At 70.9% G+C, this 15867-nt stretch carries 15 protein-coding genes; 3 read left to right on the plus strand and 12 right to left on the minus strand.

The annotated features are described in order from the left end of the window. The coding region (locus R6V09_RS12040) for a helix-turn-helix transcriptional regulator (protein WP_317881381.1) at window positions 1–507 on the plus strand (507 nt) is incomplete at its 5' end. An 85-nt stretch (window positions 508–592) separates the two neighbouring features. Continuing rightward, window positions 593–1798 carry a PucR family transcriptional regulator gene (locus tag R6V09_RS12045; RefSeq protein WP_317881382.1) on the plus strand — a complete coding sequence of 402 codons (1206 nt, stop codon included), beginning with the start codon at window positions 593–595 and terminating at the stop codon, window positions 1796–1798. On the opposite strand, the gene R6V09_RS12050 is transcribed toward R6V09_RS12045, so the two are convergent. Together R6V09_RS12050 and R6V09_RS12055 are read right to left on the minus strand one after the other, a co-directional pair. Further along, window positions 1795–2787 carry a phospholipase D-like domain-containing protein gene (locus tag R6V09_RS12050; RefSeq protein WP_317881383.1) on the minus strand — a complete coding sequence of 331 codons (993 nt, stop codon included), beginning with the start codon at window positions 2785–2787 and terminating at the stop codon, window positions 1795–1797. The two genes, R6V09_RS12045 and R6V09_RS12050, sit on opposite strands and share 4 nt — an antisense overlap. A 279-nt stretch (window positions 2788–3066) precedes the next feature. After that, window positions 3067–4437 carry an NB-ARC domain-containing protein gene (locus R6V09_RS12055; RefSeq protein WP_317881384.1) on the minus strand — a complete coding sequence of 457 codons (1371 nt, stop codon included), beginning with the start codon at window positions 4435–4437 and terminating at the stop codon, window positions 3067–3069. 506 nt (window positions 4438–4943) lie between these two features. Between R6V09_RS12055 and R6V09_RS12060 the strand changes: the two genes are divergently transcribed. After that, window positions 4944–5672 (plus strand): response regulator transcription factor, encoded by a 729-nt coding sequence (locus R6V09_RS12060; protein WP_317881385.1) that lies wholly within the window; start codon window positions 4944–4946, stop codon window positions 5670–5672. A gap of 42 nt (window positions 5673–5714) precedes the next feature. On the opposite strand, the gene R6V09_RS12065 is transcribed toward R6V09_RS12060, so the two are convergent. From R6V09_RS12065 to leuC, 10 genes are all read right to left on the minus strand, one after another. After that, window positions 5715–7055: a class II 3-deoxy-7-phosphoheptulonate synthase gene (locus R6V09_RS12065; RefSeq protein WP_317881386.1), complete on the minus strand. Its 1341-nt coding sequence runs from the start codon at window positions 7053–7055 to the stop codon at window positions 5715–5717. A gap of 102 nt (window positions 7056–7157) precedes the next feature. Beyond that, window positions 7158–8270 carry a pyruvate dehydrogenase (acetyl-transferring) E1 component subunit alpha gene (gene pdhA, locus R6V09_RS12070; RefSeq protein WP_317881387.1) on the minus strand — a complete coding sequence of 371 codons (1113 nt, stop codon included), beginning with the start codon at window positions 8268–8270 and terminating at the stop codon, window positions 7158–7160. Window positions 8271–8299: 29 nt separating this feature from the next. Beyond that, a complete protein-coding gene (locus tag R6V09_RS12075; protein ID WP_317881388.1) occupies window positions 8300–9490 on the minus strand; it encodes a pyridoxal phosphate-dependent aminotransferase in 1191 nt (396 codons plus the stop codon). Between the two features lie 8 nt (window positions 9491–9498). Beyond that, window positions 9499–10083 carry a cysteine hydrolase family protein gene (locus R6V09_RS12080; protein WP_317881389.1) on the minus strand — a complete coding sequence of 195 codons (585 nt, stop codon included), beginning with the start codon at window positions 10081–10083 and terminating at the stop codon, window positions 9499–9501. Window positions 10084–10085: 2 nt separating this feature from the next. Then, the gene (locus R6V09_RS12085; RefSeq protein WP_317881390.1) at window positions 10086–11948 is read right to left on the minus strand and encodes an FAD/NAD(P)-binding protein; all 1863 of its coding nucleotides are present in this window, start codon (window positions 11946–11948) and stop codon (window positions 10086–10088) included. Next, on the minus strand, window positions 11945–12211 hold the full coding sequence (locus R6V09_RS12090; RefSeq protein WP_317881391.1) for a chorismate mutase: 267 nt from the start codon (window positions 12209–12211) through the stop codon (window positions 11945–11947). Before R6V09_RS12090 ends, R6V09_RS12085 begins: the two co-directional genes overlap by 4 nt. Then, complete coding sequence (locus R6V09_RS12095; protein WP_317881392.1) at window positions 12208–13446, minus strand: MFS transporter; 1239 nt, start codon at window positions 13444–13446, stop codon at window positions 12208–12210. Before R6V09_RS12095 ends, R6V09_RS12090 begins: the two co-directional genes overlap by 4 nt. After that, window positions 13443–13826: a RidA family protein gene (locus tag R6V09_RS12100; RefSeq protein ID WP_317881393.1), complete on the minus strand. Its 384-nt coding sequence runs from the start codon at window positions 13824–13826 to the stop codon at window positions 13443–13445. Before R6V09_RS12100 ends, R6V09_RS12095 begins: the two co-directional genes overlap by 4 nt. A gap of 73 nt (window positions 13827–13899) precedes the next feature. After that, the gene (locus R6V09_RS12105; RefSeq protein ID WP_317881394.1) at window positions 13900–14472 is read right to left on the minus strand and encodes a 3-isopropylmalate dehydratase small subunit; all 573 of its coding nucleotides are present in this window, start codon (window positions 14470–14472) and stop codon (window positions 13900–13902) included. Further along, window positions 14469–15866, minus strand: a complete 1398-nt coding sequence (leuC, locus tag R6V09_RS12110; protein WP_317881395.1) for a 3-isopropylmalate dehydratase large subunit — start codon at window positions 15864–15866, stop codon at window positions 14469–14471. Before leuC ends, R6V09_RS12105 begins: the two co-directional genes overlap by 4 nt. Between the last annotated feature and the right edge of the window lies 1 nt (window position 15867).

Consider the following 15867-nt stretch of genomic DNA (forward strand, 5'->3'; position numbering starts at 1 on the left):
GCGTCCGTCCACCGGATCTCGCCCCGGACCGCGCTGATCTCCGCCGGGGCCGAGGCCGTGGCAGCCGACGAGACCGAGGCCGGGCCCCTGTTCGAGGCGGCCCTGTCCCTGCCCCACGCGGCACGGTGGCCGTGGGAACACGCACGCGTCCAGCTCGCTTACGGGCAGTGGCTGCGCCGCACCCGCGACCACCGCGCCCGCCGGTATCTGAGCGCCGCCCTCGAAACCTTCGACCGGATCGGCGCCCGCGCCATGGCGCAGCGGGCCCGCAACGAACTGCGCGCCACCGGGGTCGCCACCACCAGCGGGCCCGTCGCGCAGACCGCCGCACTGACCGTGCAGGAACGGCAGATCGCCGAGCTGGCGGCCGTGGGCCTGACCAACCGGCAGATCGGCGAGCGGCTGTTCCTGTCCCACCGCACGGTCGGCTCCCATCTGCACCGGCTGTATCCCAAGCTCGGCATCACCTCACGCGCCGCGCTGCGCGCCGCCCTGGAGACGATGTAGGAGCCGGCGGGAACCGGGGAGCCCCCGAAACGGTCCGGCGTACGGTGGGATCCGGGACCCCTTGAACGGTGAGCCGGAGAGGACCATGGTCGACAAGGAGATCAGAGCCCTGGCCACCGCGTTGCTGGAGCGCGTCGGGGAGCTGGCGAAGGAGATGGCGGCGCGGATCCGCGCCGGCTCGCGGGCGTACCACTACGACGTGGTGCCCGAGGAGGATCTGGAGGACGCCTGCCGGACCCATGTCGGCAACGCGCTCCAGGCGCTGACCGGACAGATGCCCCTGGACACCGGGGCCGCCGCCGACATCGGCCGCAGGCGGGCCGCGCAGAACGTGCCGCTGCCCAGCGTGATGACGGCCTATCGCGTCGGCGTGCGGTACTTCTGGGAGGCGGTGGTCGCCGAGGCCACCACGACGTCCTTGGTGGGCAACGACGTTCTGGTCGCGGCGGCCTCCGCGATGTGGGAGATCCAGGACGGCATCACCGAGGCCATGGTCTCCGGATACCACGAGGCGGTGGCCCAGCGGCTCCTCGCGGGCGACCAGGAGCGTTCGGCGCTGGTGGAAGCGCTCCTGGAGGGCAGGAGCATGGACGCCGACGCCGTATGGTCCGCCGCCGAGGTCCTGGAAGTGCCGCACAACGGTCCCTTCACGGTGGTCGCTGCTGAGGTACCTCGGATCGGCCGCCGGGCGTTGCCGGACATCGCGGCCGTCCTGGCCCGGCGGGGCATCCGGTCCGCCTGGCGACTGCGGCCCGAACTCCAGCTGGGCATCGTGCACTTGCGCACCCCGCGCGACCTGGACGCCGTCGTCGAGGTGCTGCGGGAACAAGCGGAGCGGCGTGTCGGGGTGAGCCCCTCCTACGACGATCTGAGCCGCACCGGAGACGCCCTGCGCTTCGCCAAGGTCGCGATGCGCGGCGGCGACGCGGGCAGCGCCGCCGTGACCGTCTTCGGCGACTCCCCGGTCGCGGTCGCGACCGCGGGCGCACCCGATGTCATGGCCCGGGTCGCCGCCAAGGTCCTCGGCCCCGTGGAGGAGCTGCCCGCCGACGAACGCGCCCTGCTGCTGGACACGTTGGAGGCCTGGTTCGAGTCCGGCGGCTCGGCCGAGGAGGCCGCCAAGGTGCTGTACGTCCACCCCAACACCGTGCGCACCCGCCTGCGCCGGATCGCCGAACGCACCGGCCGCTCACTGACCGACCCCCGCGGCATCACCGAACTCTCCCTCGCGCTGCGCGCCGTCCGGCAGACCCCGAGGCCCCCGACCTCGGGGTCGACCGATGCGGACTAGGCGACCGTACCGCCCGCGTAGTCGCTCTTGAAGGTGGTCTCGATGGTGGTGGCGACGGACTGGGCCACTCCCGTGCCGGTGAGGATGATGCCCAACTCCCGGTTGTTGGAGAGGGAGTTGCTGCTGATGTTCATCGAACCCGCCTCCACCTCCTGGGTGGACAGACCGTAGTCGGCGACCATCGCCTTGGCGTGGATGTAGAAGCCGTTCGGGTCGGAGTACCCGACGACCGTGCCGCCGGCCGCCTTGATCGCGGACACCTCGCTGGCGTAGCTCGACGGGGTCTCCAGCACCACCCGCACGGTCACGCCCGCCTTCGCCCTGGCCACGATCGCGTTGACCACCGTGCTGTCGCTGAACTCCAGTTCCTCGACGTCGAGCGTCGTGGTGGCGGCGTTGATCACGGTGAGCAGCCGGCTGCGGGAGTCGGTGGGGGACCAGAGCAGGTGGTCGCCGTCGGTCGGGGTGATCGAGGTGCCGGCGTAGTCGGCGTTGAACACCTTCTCGATCGCGGCGACGTCACGGGTGTCGTCGGTGAAGACGCCGTAGTCGCGGCCGGTCGTGTAGTACTGCGAGGTCAGATTGCCGGTCAGGACAAGGGACTTGGTGGCGTCCACAGTGATCGTCTTCTGGTGGGTGTAGACGAAGCTGGACGGTGACCACACCACGCCGACGCCCGCGTTCGTCAGCGCCGTGTACGCCGAGCTGTTGGCGGACTGGTGCGCGCGGTCGAGGACCACCCGCACGGTGACGCCCTTGTTCTCCAGCGCTATCAGGTCGTTGACGGCGGTGGTGTCCTCCAGCTCGTACATGGTCATGTCGAGCGAGGAGGTGGCCGAGTTGATGAAGTCGTAGATCGTCGGCTCGCTGGTGGTCTGCGAGAAGGCGAACGCGGTGTAGGTCGCCGCGTCGGCGGGGACGGCGGTGACGAAGACGGCGGCGCCGGCCACCAGGGTGACGCCGGCACGGCTGAGGAACGTCCTCAACATGCGTGACTCCTAGTCGAGTTGATGCCCACGTGGGGGGTGGTGAGCGTGGGCATGACACCACGCGCGTAGAACGCTGAGGAAGAGAACCCCGGTGAACTCGGGATTACCGGCGCCGAGCAGGAGCGGACAAAGGGGACTTCGTGCAGGTGGGGGCCGGTTCATGTAGTCCCCGCGAGTTCGCAAAGACTTCGTAGTCCGCCGGTGGCCGGCCGGGGTCGCGCGAAGGATGACATTCGGCGACCTCACGGCCCGGCGATGCGGCGGCGGTGCGGTCGAGTCCTAGAACTCGGCCACGCGCCGTAGTGCCGTCTCCCGCACGCTGCGGGGCAGATCGCGGTGTGCGAAGTGGGCGGCGTAGTCGCGGACGACGTTGTGCATCCGGTACTGGCCGGAGATGTCCTGGCGCACCAGCGACACCCGTTCCAGTTCCTCCAGCGCGGCCTTGGCCTCCGCGGGAGGGCGGCCGATGAGGCTGGCCGCGGTCTGCAGGCTGATGTCCTGGCCCGGGGCGATGCCGAGCAGTTTGAAGATCTCCGTCTGCTGTGCGGTGAGCAGGGCCAGTGACCGCAGCAGCGCGGTGCCGACACTGGTCGCGGGATCGGCGCTGTTGAGAACCGTCAACCGGCTGGCGGTGTTGCCCAGTTCGTCGGCCACCTCCGCCAGGAGGACACCCGGTCTGGCCTGGACCCGGCTCGCCACGATGTTCAGGGCCAGCGGCAGTCCGGCGCAGACGGCCAGCAGCCGGGCGACGGCCTCGGGTTCGGCGCCCACCCGCTCGGGGCCCAGCCTGGCGCAGAGCAGCGCCCGCGCCTCCGCCTCCGTCAGCGCGTCCACCGGCAGCCGGTGTGCGCCCTGCCCTATGGCGAGCCCGGAGAGCTGGTCCCGGCTGGTGACGAGGACGAAACAGGAGGAGGTTCCCGGCGGCAGCAACGGTCTGACCTGTTCCGGGGAGAGCGCGTTGTCGAGCAGGATCAGCATCCGCTTGCCGGACAGCATCTCCTGGTATCGCTCCCAGCGTTCGTCGAACATGGCCGGAAGTCCCGCACCGGGAGTGCCCAGGCGGCGGAGCAGCGCGCCGAGCGCCTCGTTCGGGTCCAGGGGCCGGTCGCAGTGGAAGCCGCGCAGATCCACGTACAGGCAGCCGTCGGGGAAACGGGACAGCCGCTGATTTGCCCAGCGCACCGCGAGCGCGGTCTTGCCGACCCCGGCGCCACCGGTGATCGCGGCGATGACCACCGTGGCGTTCTTGCGGCCCTGGCCGCGCAGCCGGTCCAGTTCGGCCAGTTGCTCGGCGCGGGCGGTGAAGGTCGCCACGTCCAGGGGCAGCACCCTCGGCGGGGGAGCCGTGGGGTTGGTCAGGGTGTCCCGGGCCCGGCGCAGACGCTGGGCATGCTGTTCGTCGGTGTCGAGTTCGCGCAGCAACCTGGCGAAGGTGTCCTCGGGTATGAAGGTGGTGCCGTTGAGGTAGGCGTACATGCTGCTCTGTGAGACCCCGATGCGTTTGGCGAGGCCTGCCCGCGCGATGACCTTGCCCGTCCGGGCCTCGGCCTCGCGCAGTAGTCGGCGTAGTTCGGTGGCGAGTTCGGCAGTCGATCCGATGTCCGTCGCCGGTCTGTGGGTTGACGGATCCCCGTTGGTGAAAATCGTCACAGGAACTCGTGTCCTTCCCGCATCTGAGCCACCGTCGTCGATGACCAGCCCGGTCACCTGGAACATCGTTTCGGGAGACAACGCCCGGCCGCGCCGTTCGTGATCTGTTCGGTCTGCTCGAACCGTGGCTCGATGTCACCCTGCGGTAAGTGACTGCGGCTGTTCCGGCTGCTCCGGCGTGTCATCGGGGGTTTCCCTCTCTGGGGTCTGATCCACAAGGGGCGGCGCTGTTCCGGGTGGGGTCATGGCGCCGCGCAACGGGCGTCAGCTTACCCGGAGATGTTTCCTCCGGATAAGCCGATCCAGTCGGGCGTGTCGGCACGCGTTCTTGACGAGCGCGCTGAACTGGCCTTTGTCCGGGCCGAGTTGTTGGATCCGGGCGGGTCGGACGGTGAAGTGCCGCCGCAGTGCCCCTACGGAACGACATTCAGCATTGCTGAAGACCGTTTCGAGAACTAGGCTCTGCGTCGAGTCCACTTCAAGCATCCTTGTGAAGGGCGTACGCCATGTCTCTAGAGGATGACTTCTTCGGCGTCGGCCAGGCCGCCGAGGGAACGATGCGAGTGCTGGTGGCGGACCACGACCCGATCTCGCGGCATGTCCTCACGCGCGTCCTGCACAGGTCGACCCGGTTCGACGTGGTCGGCAGTGTGAACGACCATCAGGAGCTGCACGACTGGCCGTTGGACCGGGTCGACGTGGTGGTCCTCGCGAGCACACAACGGGACGACGTCACGGGCCTGGTACGGCATCTGGACTCGCGCAAGGTGCCCACGCTGCTCATCGCGACCGCGTGGAGCAAGCAGCGCATCGACGAAGCGTTCGCGGCCGGCGCGGCGGGCTGCCTGGAGAAGAACATCGACGTCGCGGGGCTCTCCGCGGCCATCTTCGCGGTCGGCTCCGGACACACGGTGATCTCGACGGAGCTCCGGAGCCACTACGCGGAGTGGAGACCCAGCACACCGGGCCGGGACATGTCCGCGGACATGCGATTACCGCACACCCTGACCTCCCGTGAGCAGGAGGTGCTGAGGTGCCTGGCCGAAGGGATGTCGACGGCCGAGACCGCGGCCAGGCTCCGGGTCTCCCCGGCCACGGTCAAGAGCCATGTGTCCCATTCGCTGACCAAGCTCGGCGCCCGCAACCGGCTGGAAGCCGTCCTGCTGTTCCAGCGACGGTCCGAACCCGACGCGGAGACGACGTCGCTCGGCCGCACGTCGAGCATGGCCGGCTGAGGCCGCCGGTAACGCGCCGCGCCGGGCGCCGACTTGGGACGTTCACCCTCCCCGGTACAGCTCCGCGACGAGGAACGCCAGGTCGAGCGACTGGCCGCGGTTCAGCCTCGGGTCGCAGGCGGTCTCGTAGCGCCGGTGAAGGTGATCGACGCGGACCTCGTCGCCACCGCCCACGCACTCGGTCACATCACTGCCGGTCAGCTCCACATGGATGCCGCCCGGGTGGGTGCCCAGCCCGCGGTGCACCTCGAAGAAGCCTCTGACCTCGTCCAGTACGGCGTCGAGCGCACGTGTCTTGTGACCGCTCGGTGCCTCGAAGGTGTTGCCGTGCATCGGATCGCAGATCCAGGCGACCCTGGCCCCGCTCGCGGCGACCTTCTCCACCAGATCGGGCAGCAGGTCGCGGACCTTCCCGGCGCCCATCCGGGTGATGAAGCTGAGCCGTCCCGGCTCGCGCCGCGGGTCCAGTCTGTCGATCAGGGCCAGCGCCTCGTCGGCAGAGGTGCCAGGGCCGAGTTTCACCCCGATCGGATTGCGCACCTTGGACGCGAACTCGACGTGGGCGCCGTCGAGTTGGCGGGTCCGCTCACCGATCCAGATCATGTGGCCGGACACGTCGTAGAGCCCACCGCCGCGTGAGTCCACCCGGGTCAGAGCGGTTTCGTAGTCCAGCACGAGGGCCTCGTGGCTGGCGTAGAACTCGACGGTGCTGAAGTCCTTGGGACGCACCCCGCACGCCTTCAGGAAGGCCAGCGCGCGGTCGATCTCCCCGGCCAGACTCTCGTAGCGCCGACGGCCGGCCGACAGGGCCACGAAGTCCTGGTTCCAGGCGTGCACCTGTTCCAGTGCCGCGTATCCGCCGGTGGTGAAGGAGCGCACCAGATTGAGTGTGGCCGCGGACGCGTGGTAGACGCGGCGCAGCCGTTCGGGGTCGGGGGTGCGGGCGGCGGCGGTGAACTCCTGGCCGTTGACCGCGTCGCCCCGGTAGACCGGGAGCGTCACACCGTCGCGGGTCTCGGTGTCACGGGAGCGGGGCTTGGCGTACTGCCCGGCGATCCGGCCCACCTTGACCACCGGTACCGAGGCCGCGTACGTCAGCACGACGGCCATCTGCAGCAGCGTCCTGAGGGTGCTGTGGATCCGGTCGGCGCAGAGGGCGTCGAAGGTCTCCGCGCAGTCGCCACCCTGGAGCAGGAACGCCTCGCCGCTGGCCACGGCGGCCAGCCGGTCGCGCAGTTGGTCGCACTCGCCCGCGAAGACGAGCGGGGCGGCGACCGACAGGTCCCCGAGAACGGAACGCAGGGCCTCGGGGTCCGGCCAGACGGGCTGCTGTGCCGCGGGCGACGTACGCCATGAATGGGGATCGAGCTCGTCATTGGTCATGTTCCGAACGCGCGGCAGTCGGCTGCCGCACTCCCTTTCGTCGCAACGGGGCTTCCCGGAACGGGAATTCGGACTCGCGGCGGATGCGCCGGGAGGGCGTTCTCAGGACGACGGGTCCTCAAGCGTCCGCTGGACACGGAGGTGGTCCGCGCGTTCCTCGTCCACCAACGCGTGGGGCTCGGCGTAGGCATGGTCGAAGACCGCTTCCATGGACGGATCGGGCATCGACCGCGCCTGTTCACGCACGTCGAGCGCCAGTTCCTCGGCCTCCTTGTCGACCGCCGCGAAGTAGGGGGCGTCGGCCAGACCCTCCCGGGTGAGGTGGGTGGCCAGCCGGTCGATGGGGTCCTTGCGTGCCCACGCGGCCGTCTCCTCGTCTGCGCGGTAACGGGTGGGGTCGTCCGAGGTGGCGTGGCCGTCCATCCGGTAGGTGAGCGCCTCGATCAGGACCGGGCCGGCGCCGGCCCGGGCGTGGGCCAGCGCCGCCTGGGTGACGGCGAGCACCGCCAGGACGTCGTTGCCGTCCACATGGATGCCGGGGAAACCGAATCCGGCGGCCCTGCGGTGGATGGGCACCCGGGTCTGCAGCGCCACCGGGGTGGAGATGGCCCACTGGTTGTTCTGGCAGAAGAACACCACGGGCGCCTGATGGACCGCGGCGAAGTTGAAGGCCTCGGCGACATCGCCCTGGCTCGATGCGCCGTCCCCGAAATAGGAGAGGACCGCCGTCCCCGCGCCGTCCCGCGCCACACCCATCGCGTAGCCGGTCGCGTGCAGGGTGGGCGCGCCGATGACGAGGGTGTAGATGTGCAGGCCGTGGGCGGTGGGGGACCAACTCCCGTTGTTCACGCCCCGGTACAGGCGCAGCAGGTCCATCGGGTCCACCCCTCGGTGCAGCGCGACGGCATGCTCCCGGTAGGTCGGGAAGATGAAGTCGTCCGCCCGGGCGGCGTGCGCGGAGCCGACCTGCGCGGCCTCCTGACCTCGCAGCGACGTCCACAGGGCCAGCTCGCCCTGGCGCTGCAGGGCCACCGCCTCGGCGTCGAACCGTCGGGCGACCACCATGTCGCGGTACAGGTCGCGCAGTTCGCCGGGGGTGATGTCGAGCGGGTACGCGGGGTGGTGGACGCGCTCGCCCTCGGGGGTGAGGAGCTGGACCGGGTCGGCCTCGGGCTCGGCCGGAGGCGGAGCGAGGGGGTGCTGTGTCGGGTCCACGTGGGTTCCTGAGGTCGGGTCGGTCTTCACTACGGGTTCTCCCTGGTCGCGAGGGCCGTCGCGAGGCGTTCGACCGCGGCCGTCAGGATGTCGGGCGACGCCGCGAAGGACAGCCGGACATGGTGCTCGGCGGTGGGCCCGAAGACGCTGCCGGGCGTGACGACGACTCCGGCACGCTCGATCAGCCAGGCGGAGAACTCCTGCGAGGAGCCGAATCCCAGCCGGGAGATGTCCGGCAGGACGTAGAAGGCTCCTTCGGGGTCGGCGCAGGAGACTCCGGGGATCTTGCCGAGCGCGCCGACCAGGAGCCGACGCCGGGCGTCGTAGCTCGCCACCATCTCGCGGACACAGCCACGGGACTCCTCGGAGAGCGCGGCGAGCGCCCCGCGCTGGACGAAGGAGGCGGCACAACCGACCGTGTGCTCCTGCACCTTGACGACTTCCCGCATCACCGCAGCCGGGCCCGCCACATAGCCGAGCCGCCAGCCCGTCATCGCGTAGCTCTTGGAGAACCCGTTGACGGTGAGCGTCCGCCCGTCGCAGCCCGGGTGGGCGGCGAGACTGCGGTGCGTCCTGCCGTCGTACCTGATGTGCTCGTAGATCTCGTCCGCGAGGATCATCAGGTCGTGCTGGTCGGCGACCCCTGCCACGGCATCCGCCTCGGCGGCGGTGAGCATGCGGCCCGTGGGGTTGTTCGGCGAGTTCACCAGGATCGCCCGGGTGCGCGGGGTGACCGCCGCCGACAGCCTCTCGGCGGTGAGCGCGAAGCCGTCGTGCGGATCGAGCGGCACATCGACCGCGCGCCCGCCCAGGAGCGTGATCATCGGGGCGTAGCTGACCCAGGCGGGCGAGGGGAGCAGGACCTCGTCCCCGGGACCGATGACGCCGGCGAGCGCGATGTACATGCCGTGCTTGGCCGACGGGGTGACGACGATGTCGGTCCCCGGATGCGCGACGATCCCGTTGTCGGCGTGCAGCTTGGCCGCGATGGCCTCGCACAGCTCCGGGATGCCCCGGCTCGGTGTGTAGTGCGTGAAACCCGCCTCCAGCGCCGCGCCCGCCGCCCGGATCACATGCTCCGGAGTGGTGAAGTCGGGCTCGCCGCCGCTGAGGTTGAGCACGTCGACGCCGCGCGCCCGCTGTCGCTGCACCTCGTCGAGGAGGGCGACCGTGGGAGAGCGCCCGATGGACGCCGCGACCGGAGCGGACCGGGTACCCATACGGCGGCTCACCTCGCCCTCGGCAGCGCCTGGTCGACACTGCTGACCACTGCGGTACGGGCCAGCATCAGCACCGCCGCGTCCTGCAGCGCCTCGTCGCCGGTGGCCGTGGCGTCCTCCAGCACCGTCACCGCGAAGTCGCGGTCGTGCGCCTCCCGGGCGGTCATGAGCACCACCAGATCGGTGGCGACCCCCGTGAGCAGCAGCGAGTCGATCTTCCGGGACCTGAGCAGCAGTTCGAGGTTCGTGCCGTAGAAGGGACTGACCCGCTGCTTGACCACGACGTCCTCGCCGGACTCGGGCGCCAGCCGCTCGTGGACGTGGGTGCCCCAGCGGCCGAGGACGAAGCGGTGCTCCGGGTCGGGCGGACCGAAGAGGGGCGAGTCGCCGGCCCAGTCCTCGTAGTGGTGGCCGTAGCCGAGTACCACAAAGATCACCGGCGTGTTCGCGGCGCGGGCGCGCTCGATGGCGACCGCGGTGCGGTCGATCACCCCGCGGGCCTCCACCTGCTTGCGGCACACATGCGCGTAGTGCCCTTCGGGGTGGACCAGTTCGTTGACCATGTCGAGCACGAGCAGTGCCGGCCGGGACATCTTCAGACTCCGATCGCCGTACCTTGGGGGACGTTCAGTTCGGCCGGCCGCAGCATGTGCGACGCGACGTCGTCGGCGTCACGCATGAACTCGCTCCACGCCGTGGGTCCGGTCGCGACGACCTGGGTGAAGAAACGGGAGAACTCGGTGGGGATGCCGAGCACGTACAGGCCGCGTTCCGGCTGTCCGTCCGACCGCAGCGGATGGAACGGCGACCGGGTCACCTCGACCCCTCCGGTGCGGAACTCCCCGTCACGGACGAACTCGCGCCACAGCCCGCGGCGCAGCAGCGCGCGGGACAGCGGCGAGGTGTCCGCCCCGACATCGGGTGCCGAGACCCGGGCGTCCACGATGGTGTCGACCGCCTCGGAGGACCCGTGCACCTGCGGCGACACGACCTTGTAGGCACCCGCGGCGGCATCGGCGACGTACTGGGCCCGCGGCCCTACGACCCGGAGGACACCCGCGTCGATCAGGGCCCGGGTCTCCCGCAGCCGCACCAGGGGCGGCCCGGCGGCGAGGAACGCGCTGCGCGGTGAGTACCACTCGACGAGCCCGTCCCGGTGCGACGCCGGCGACAGACCACCGAAGTCGGTGAGTTCCCGGATGATCCAGCGCAGACTGCGCAGGATGTCGAGGCCCGCCTTGACCGGCGAGTCGACGTTGCCCCGCTCCGCCTCCCGCACATCGGCGTCGAGCGCGGCGAGCAGTTCCTTCTCGAAGGCGGCCCGGTCGGCGAACGTCCGCCCGCCGAACGGCAGCGCCAGGGCGTCGAAGTCGAGACTGGGCAGATCACCGAGCCCGAAGGCCGCCGCGCACCGCGCCAGGCCGGAGACGGACGCTCCGCCGCCGGCCCGCACCCGCGCGGCGAACTCCTCGGCCACCGTGGTTCCGGAGCGCTCGCGCAGCACCGCGGTGAAGTAGGTGAAGTCGACCTCCGCCATCACGCGGGGCAGCAGGTGCCGGTGGAAATCGAGGCGTTCGGCACCCGCCGACGCACGGACGAGTTCCTCGGTGAAGAAGACGGGCCGGTAGGCGAAACCGGACGGCTTCTGGTTCCGGCCGCGCCCCGGTTGCGGAAAGCCGCTGCGGGAACCGGCGACGAGGAACGGCTCATGGCCGCTCGCCGTGTAGACCAGGCCGTCCGGCGACTCGGTGAACCGTCCGCCGCGGCCGACCGTGAGTGCCGCCACCACGTCGTAGAAGGTGAGCCCCATGCCGATCAGCCCCACGCCGCCGCGCGCCGGGATGTCGGACAGCGGCATGTCCGCGGCCGAACCGCCGGGTATGAAACGCAGGTTGGGCCCGGTCCTGGCGAACCCCTGGAGTTCGCGCAGCTGCCCCGACAGGCGTGGCCGGGCGTGGCCCGTCACGAGGACCGCCCGGTCGACGTGGAGTTCCCCGCCGCCGTCGAGCGTGAGGCGGTAGCCGCCCTCCTCCTTGCGCAGGTCGGTCACCGTGGCGACGACCCGGTGCAGGGTCACGGAGGACGGCAGCGACCGTTCGATCCGGTCGAGGAGGAAGAGCAGATACCGGCCGTAGAGGGCGCGCGGCGCGTAGTCGTTGACGTGGTCGTGACCCGGTTCGGTCAGGTTCCACCACTGGGCGAACGAGGGACCGGCGCCGGGACGGGCGGGGCCCGCGTCCGGGGGGCCCGAGAACGCGGTGATCTCGCCGGCCACCGTGTTCATCAGGAACCAGTCCGGCTGGTCCGTGCGCCAGACCTGGCCGCAGCCGACCTGCACGGAGTCGATGAGATGGATCTCCACCGGTTCCACGGACCCGGACTCCGACGCGCGGGCGGCGAGCCGTTCCAGGACGCTCATGGCGCGCGGGCCGCCGCCGACGACGGCGATCGTCGTCATCGTCCGCTCCCCATGCTTCCGCGCGACAACTCCAGGACGAAACCGGCCAGTTGAGTGCCCCGCTCGCCGAGACGGTCCGCGTACCGCTGGACGATCCGCTGTTCGCGGGCGGCGGCCAGACGGCTTCCGCCGACACTCATCCGGAGCTGCTGAATCTGCCGCGACAGCGTCACGCGCTGCTCCAGGAGGGAGATGATCTCCTCGTCGAGGGCGTCTATCTCGGCCCGACGGGCCACGATGGACGGTGTGGACTCCACGCTCATGCGGCCGCCTTCTTCCGGGGGACGATCGGCACGGCGAGCGCCGAGGCGACGCCCGTGAACAGCCACACGACGGTCCAGGACGTCCAGTCGAGCAGCAGCGGGACGAACAGCGGGATCAGGAAGCCCATCGCGAACACCGTGGTGTTCTCCAGGCCGAGCGCGGTGCCCGCGCGGGCGGCTCCGGCCATCGACGCGATCTCGGTGTAGGCCACGCCGTGCCAGGCGTTGGCGAGGATTCCGCCGAGCACCAGCGTGCCGACGGCGATCGGCGACGAGGCCTGGACGAGCAGCGCGGAGACCACGAGGGCCACCGCGGCCAGGGTGCCGAGAATCCTGATCATCGGACGCCGGTTGCCCCGCTTGTCGGTGAACCTGCCGCTCCAGATACGAGCCGCCCCGCCGCCGAACTGGACGGTGCACATCGCGATCACGGTGACGAGCACACCGGCGTGCTCGACGTCGTGCAGATAGATCGCGAGGAAGGACAGCACGCCGAACTGCGGCACGGTCAGCAGGGAACTGGCCAGGGCCAGCCGCCAGATGTCCAGGCGCCGCAGCGGCGACCTGCCGTCGGCCGGTACCGTGCCGGCGGCGGGCGCCGTGGACGGGGGCGGTTCGCGCAGCCACCGTGCGGTGGCCGCGGCGGCGAGGAGACACAGGGCGGCGAGCAGCAGATAGACCGGGCGGAAGCCGTGCGCGCCGGCCAGCCCCGGGAGGATCGCGATGCCGATCGCGCCGCCCGCCGGCATCGCCGTCTGACGGATGCTCATGGCCAGGCCGCGCTGGCCGTCCTGGAACCAGACCATCACGGCCCGGCCGGACGACCCGTTGATGCTGCCGCCGAAGGCGCCCACGAGCAGCATCGCCGGAGCGAGCAGCCCGACCGACGGCACGGAATCGCCGGCGGGGACGAGGGTGATCCCCATGAGCGCGAGGACGGCGCCGGTGGCGATCAGGCCGAGCAGGAGGATACGGCGTTCGCCGAAGCGGTCCGTCCACACTCCCCAGAGGATCTCGGACGCGGCGATGCCGAGATAGATCATGCCGATCAGGAGACCGAGCTGGAAGTTGCTCAGACCGTACTGGGAGCGCAGTTGGGGACCGGCGGCCGGCAACCCCGAGATCGCGGCGGAGAAGCTGGCCTGTGCCGCGACGCCGATGCCGAGGACCACCCAGCGGTGGTTGGCACCGACGGTGCTCAGCTCCTGCCCGCCGGTCTTCGCGGTCGTGCTCATTCGCCGACCACCGCCAGGACATCGGCCTCGACGAGCAGTTCCCCCGGCAGCTGCACCCACACCGTGGTGCGGGTCGGCCGGACCTCGCCGAACACCTCGTCGAAGATCTCGTTCACGGCCGCGAAGTCCTCCTCGCGGGCCAGATAGAGCCTGACCGTCAGGACGTCGGAGACACTCGCACCGGCGGCCCCGAGCAACTCCAGGAGACACCCGAAGACGGTCCGGGTCTGCTCACGGATGCCGGGCGCGGGCCCGTCGAGCCGGCCGGGCAGGAACGGAACCTGTCCCGAGACCGCGACCAGCGGACCTCGGCGCACCACCGGTGAGTACCGTGCGGCCGGCGCCGGGGCTCCGGGCACGGAGAACGTTTGGCTGAGCATCAATGACCTTTTCCGGAAGGGGGGTTGGACGTGCCGGCGGGGACTTCAGGGCGGTCGCGGTCCGACGGGATCGTCACCGCACCGCTTCCGCCGCCTCGTACGCTTCGATCTCGGCGAGGTGGGTGAGCGTCTCGGCGATCCGGTCGCCCGGCTCCAGCAGCCGGCGCAGCAGCGGTGCGTCGATCCGGACCGGGCTCTCCACCGCGCCGCAGGTGAGCCGCAGCGCCGACAGGTCGACCGTGACGGGCACCCAGGGGTCCGCCTCGACCTCGGCCCACAGCCGCTCCACGACGTCGTGGCCGACCTCGACCGTCCACAGGCCCCGGGTCGTGGCGTTGCCCCGGAAGATGTCGCCGAACCGGCTGGCGACCACCACCCGGAAACCGGCGCTCTGCAGTGCCCACACGGCCGACTCGCGGGACGAACCGGTCCCGAAGTCACGGCCCGCGACGAGCACCGAAGCCCCTTGGTACTGGGGCTGGTTGAGGACGAAGTCGGGATCGCTCCGCCAGTCGGCGAGCAGGATGTTGGTGAATCCGTCCGGCCGGAAGTACGGCACGAACCTGGCCGGCGCGAGCTGGTCGGTGTCGACGTCGTCACGCCGCAGCGGAACCGCGGTCCCGGTGCGCAGCGGAGACTCGCTCACAGGTCCTCCGGTGTCGTGAAGCCGCCGGACACCGCGGTGGCCGCCGCGACCCGGGGCGAGACGAGATGGGTCCGGGACTGTCTGCCCTGGCGCCCCTCGAAGTTCCGGTTGCTGGTGGAGGCCGCCCGCTCGCCCGGTGCGAGCCGGTCCTCGTTCAGCGCGCAGCACATCGAGCAGCCGGCGCCGGCGCGGAAGTCCGCCCCGGCCGCGTCGAACACCTTGTCGAGACCCTCGGCCTCGGCCTGGCGCCGGACGGCGGCCGACCCCGGGACGATCAGCAGGTGGACACCGTCGGCGACGCGACGCCCGTCGAGGACGGCCGCGGCCTCCCGGAGATCCTCGATCCGCCCGTTGGTGCACGAGCCGAGGAAGACCGTGCTCACCCGGAGGTCGCGGATCGCCTGGCCCGGGCGCAGACCCATGTAGTCCAGGGACCGCTGGGCCGACGTCCACTCCTCTTCGGTGGCGAAGTCGGCCCGGGCCGGGATCCGTCCGTCGATGAGGAGGTTCTGCGCGGGATTGGTCCCCCAGGACACCCTGGGCCCGACGCGGGTGGCGTCGATGTGCACGACGTCGTCGAACGTGGCGTCGTCGTCGCTGCGCATCCCCCGCCACCGCGGTACGGCGGCGGCGAACTCCTCGTCCCTGCCCAGCGCCGTCATCCGGGCGCGCAGATAGTCGACGGTCACGTCGTCGGCCGCCACCAGACCCGCCCGCGAGCCGGCCTCGATGCTCATGTTGCAGAGCGTCATCCGGCCTTCCACGGACAGGGCGCGGACAGCCTCGCCCCGGTACTCGATGATGCTGCCCTGCCCGCCGCCCGTACCGATCCGGCCGATCAGCGTCAGTGCGAGGTCCTTCGCGGTGGCCCCGTCCGGCAGCGTGCCGGACACCTCGACGGCGAGGTCCTTCGGCCGGTGCACGGGATGCGTCTGGGTGGCGAGCACATGCTCGACCTGCGCGGTCCCGATACCGAACGCGAGCGCCCCCAGGGCACCGAGCGTCGACGTGTGCGAATCGCAGCAGACGATCGTCATGCCGGGCCGGGCGAGGCCGAGTTCGGGCACGATGACGTGCACGATGCCCTGGTCGGCGTCGCCCAGCCGGTGCAGCCGGATACCGAACTCGGCGCAGTTGGCCCTGATCAGGTCACGCTGTCGCCGTCCGGCCAGGTCCTCGGTCGCGCCGTCCCTGGTCGGCGTGTTGTGGTCCTCGACCGCGAGGGTGCGGTCCGGGCGGCGGACGGTACGGCCCGATGCCCGCAGATCGTCGAAGGCCCGGGGCGTGTTGACCTCGTGCAGGACGTGCAGGTCGACGTAGAGCAGATCGGCGCCGTCGTCGAGCGGCCGTACGACATGGTCCGCCCAGATCTTCTCGGCGAGAGTCCTTCCCACG

Source organism: Streptomyces sp. W16, assembly GCF_033194735.1.
Classification (GTDB): Bacteria; Actinomycetota; Actinomycetes; order Streptomycetales; family Streptomycetaceae; genus Streptomyces.

Excerpts from the sequence above, each read along its gene's own strand:
- R6V09_RS12060 (WP_317881385.1), top strand. The coding sequence starts at position 4,944 with ATGTCTCTAGAGGATGACTTCTTCGGCGTCGGCCAGGCCGCCGAGGGA.
- R6V09_RS12085 (WP_317881390.1), bottom strand. The coding sequence starts at position 11,948 with ATGACGACGATCGCCGTCGTCGGCGGCGGCCCGCGCGCCATGAGCGTC.
- R6V09_RS12100 (WP_317881393.1), bottom strand. The coding sequence starts at position 13,826 with ATGCTCAGCCAAACGTTCTCCGTGCCCGGAGCCCCGGCGCCGGCCGCA.
- R6V09_RS12050 (WP_317881383.1), bottom strand. The coding sequence starts at position 2,787 with ATGTTGAGGACGTTCCTCAGCCGTGCCGGCGTCACCCTGGTGGCCGGC.
- R6V09_RS12080 (WP_317881389.1), bottom strand. The coding sequence starts at position 10,083 with ATGTCCCGGCCGGCACTGCTCGTGCTCGACATGGTCAACGAACTGGTC.
- R6V09_RS12090 (WP_317881391.1), bottom strand. The coding sequence starts at position 12,211 with ATGAGCGTGGAGTCCACACCGTCCATCGTGGCCCGTCGGGCCGAGATA.
- R6V09_RS12075 (WP_317881388.1), bottom strand. The coding sequence starts at position 9,490 with ATGGGTACCCGGTCCGCTCCGGTCGCGGCGTCCATCGGGCGCTCTCCC.
- R6V09_RS12095 (WP_317881392.1), bottom strand. The coding sequence starts at position 13,446 with ATGAGCACGACCGCGAAGACCGGCGGGCAGGAGCTGAGCACCGTCGGT.
- R6V09_RS12045 (WP_317881382.1), top strand. The coding sequence starts at position 593 with ATGGTCGACAAGGAGATCAGAGCCCTGGCCACCGCGTTGCTGGAGCGC.
- R6V09_RS12065 (WP_317881386.1), bottom strand. The coding sequence starts at position 7,055 with ATGACCAATGACGAGCTCGATCCCCATTCATGGCGTACGTCGCCCGCG.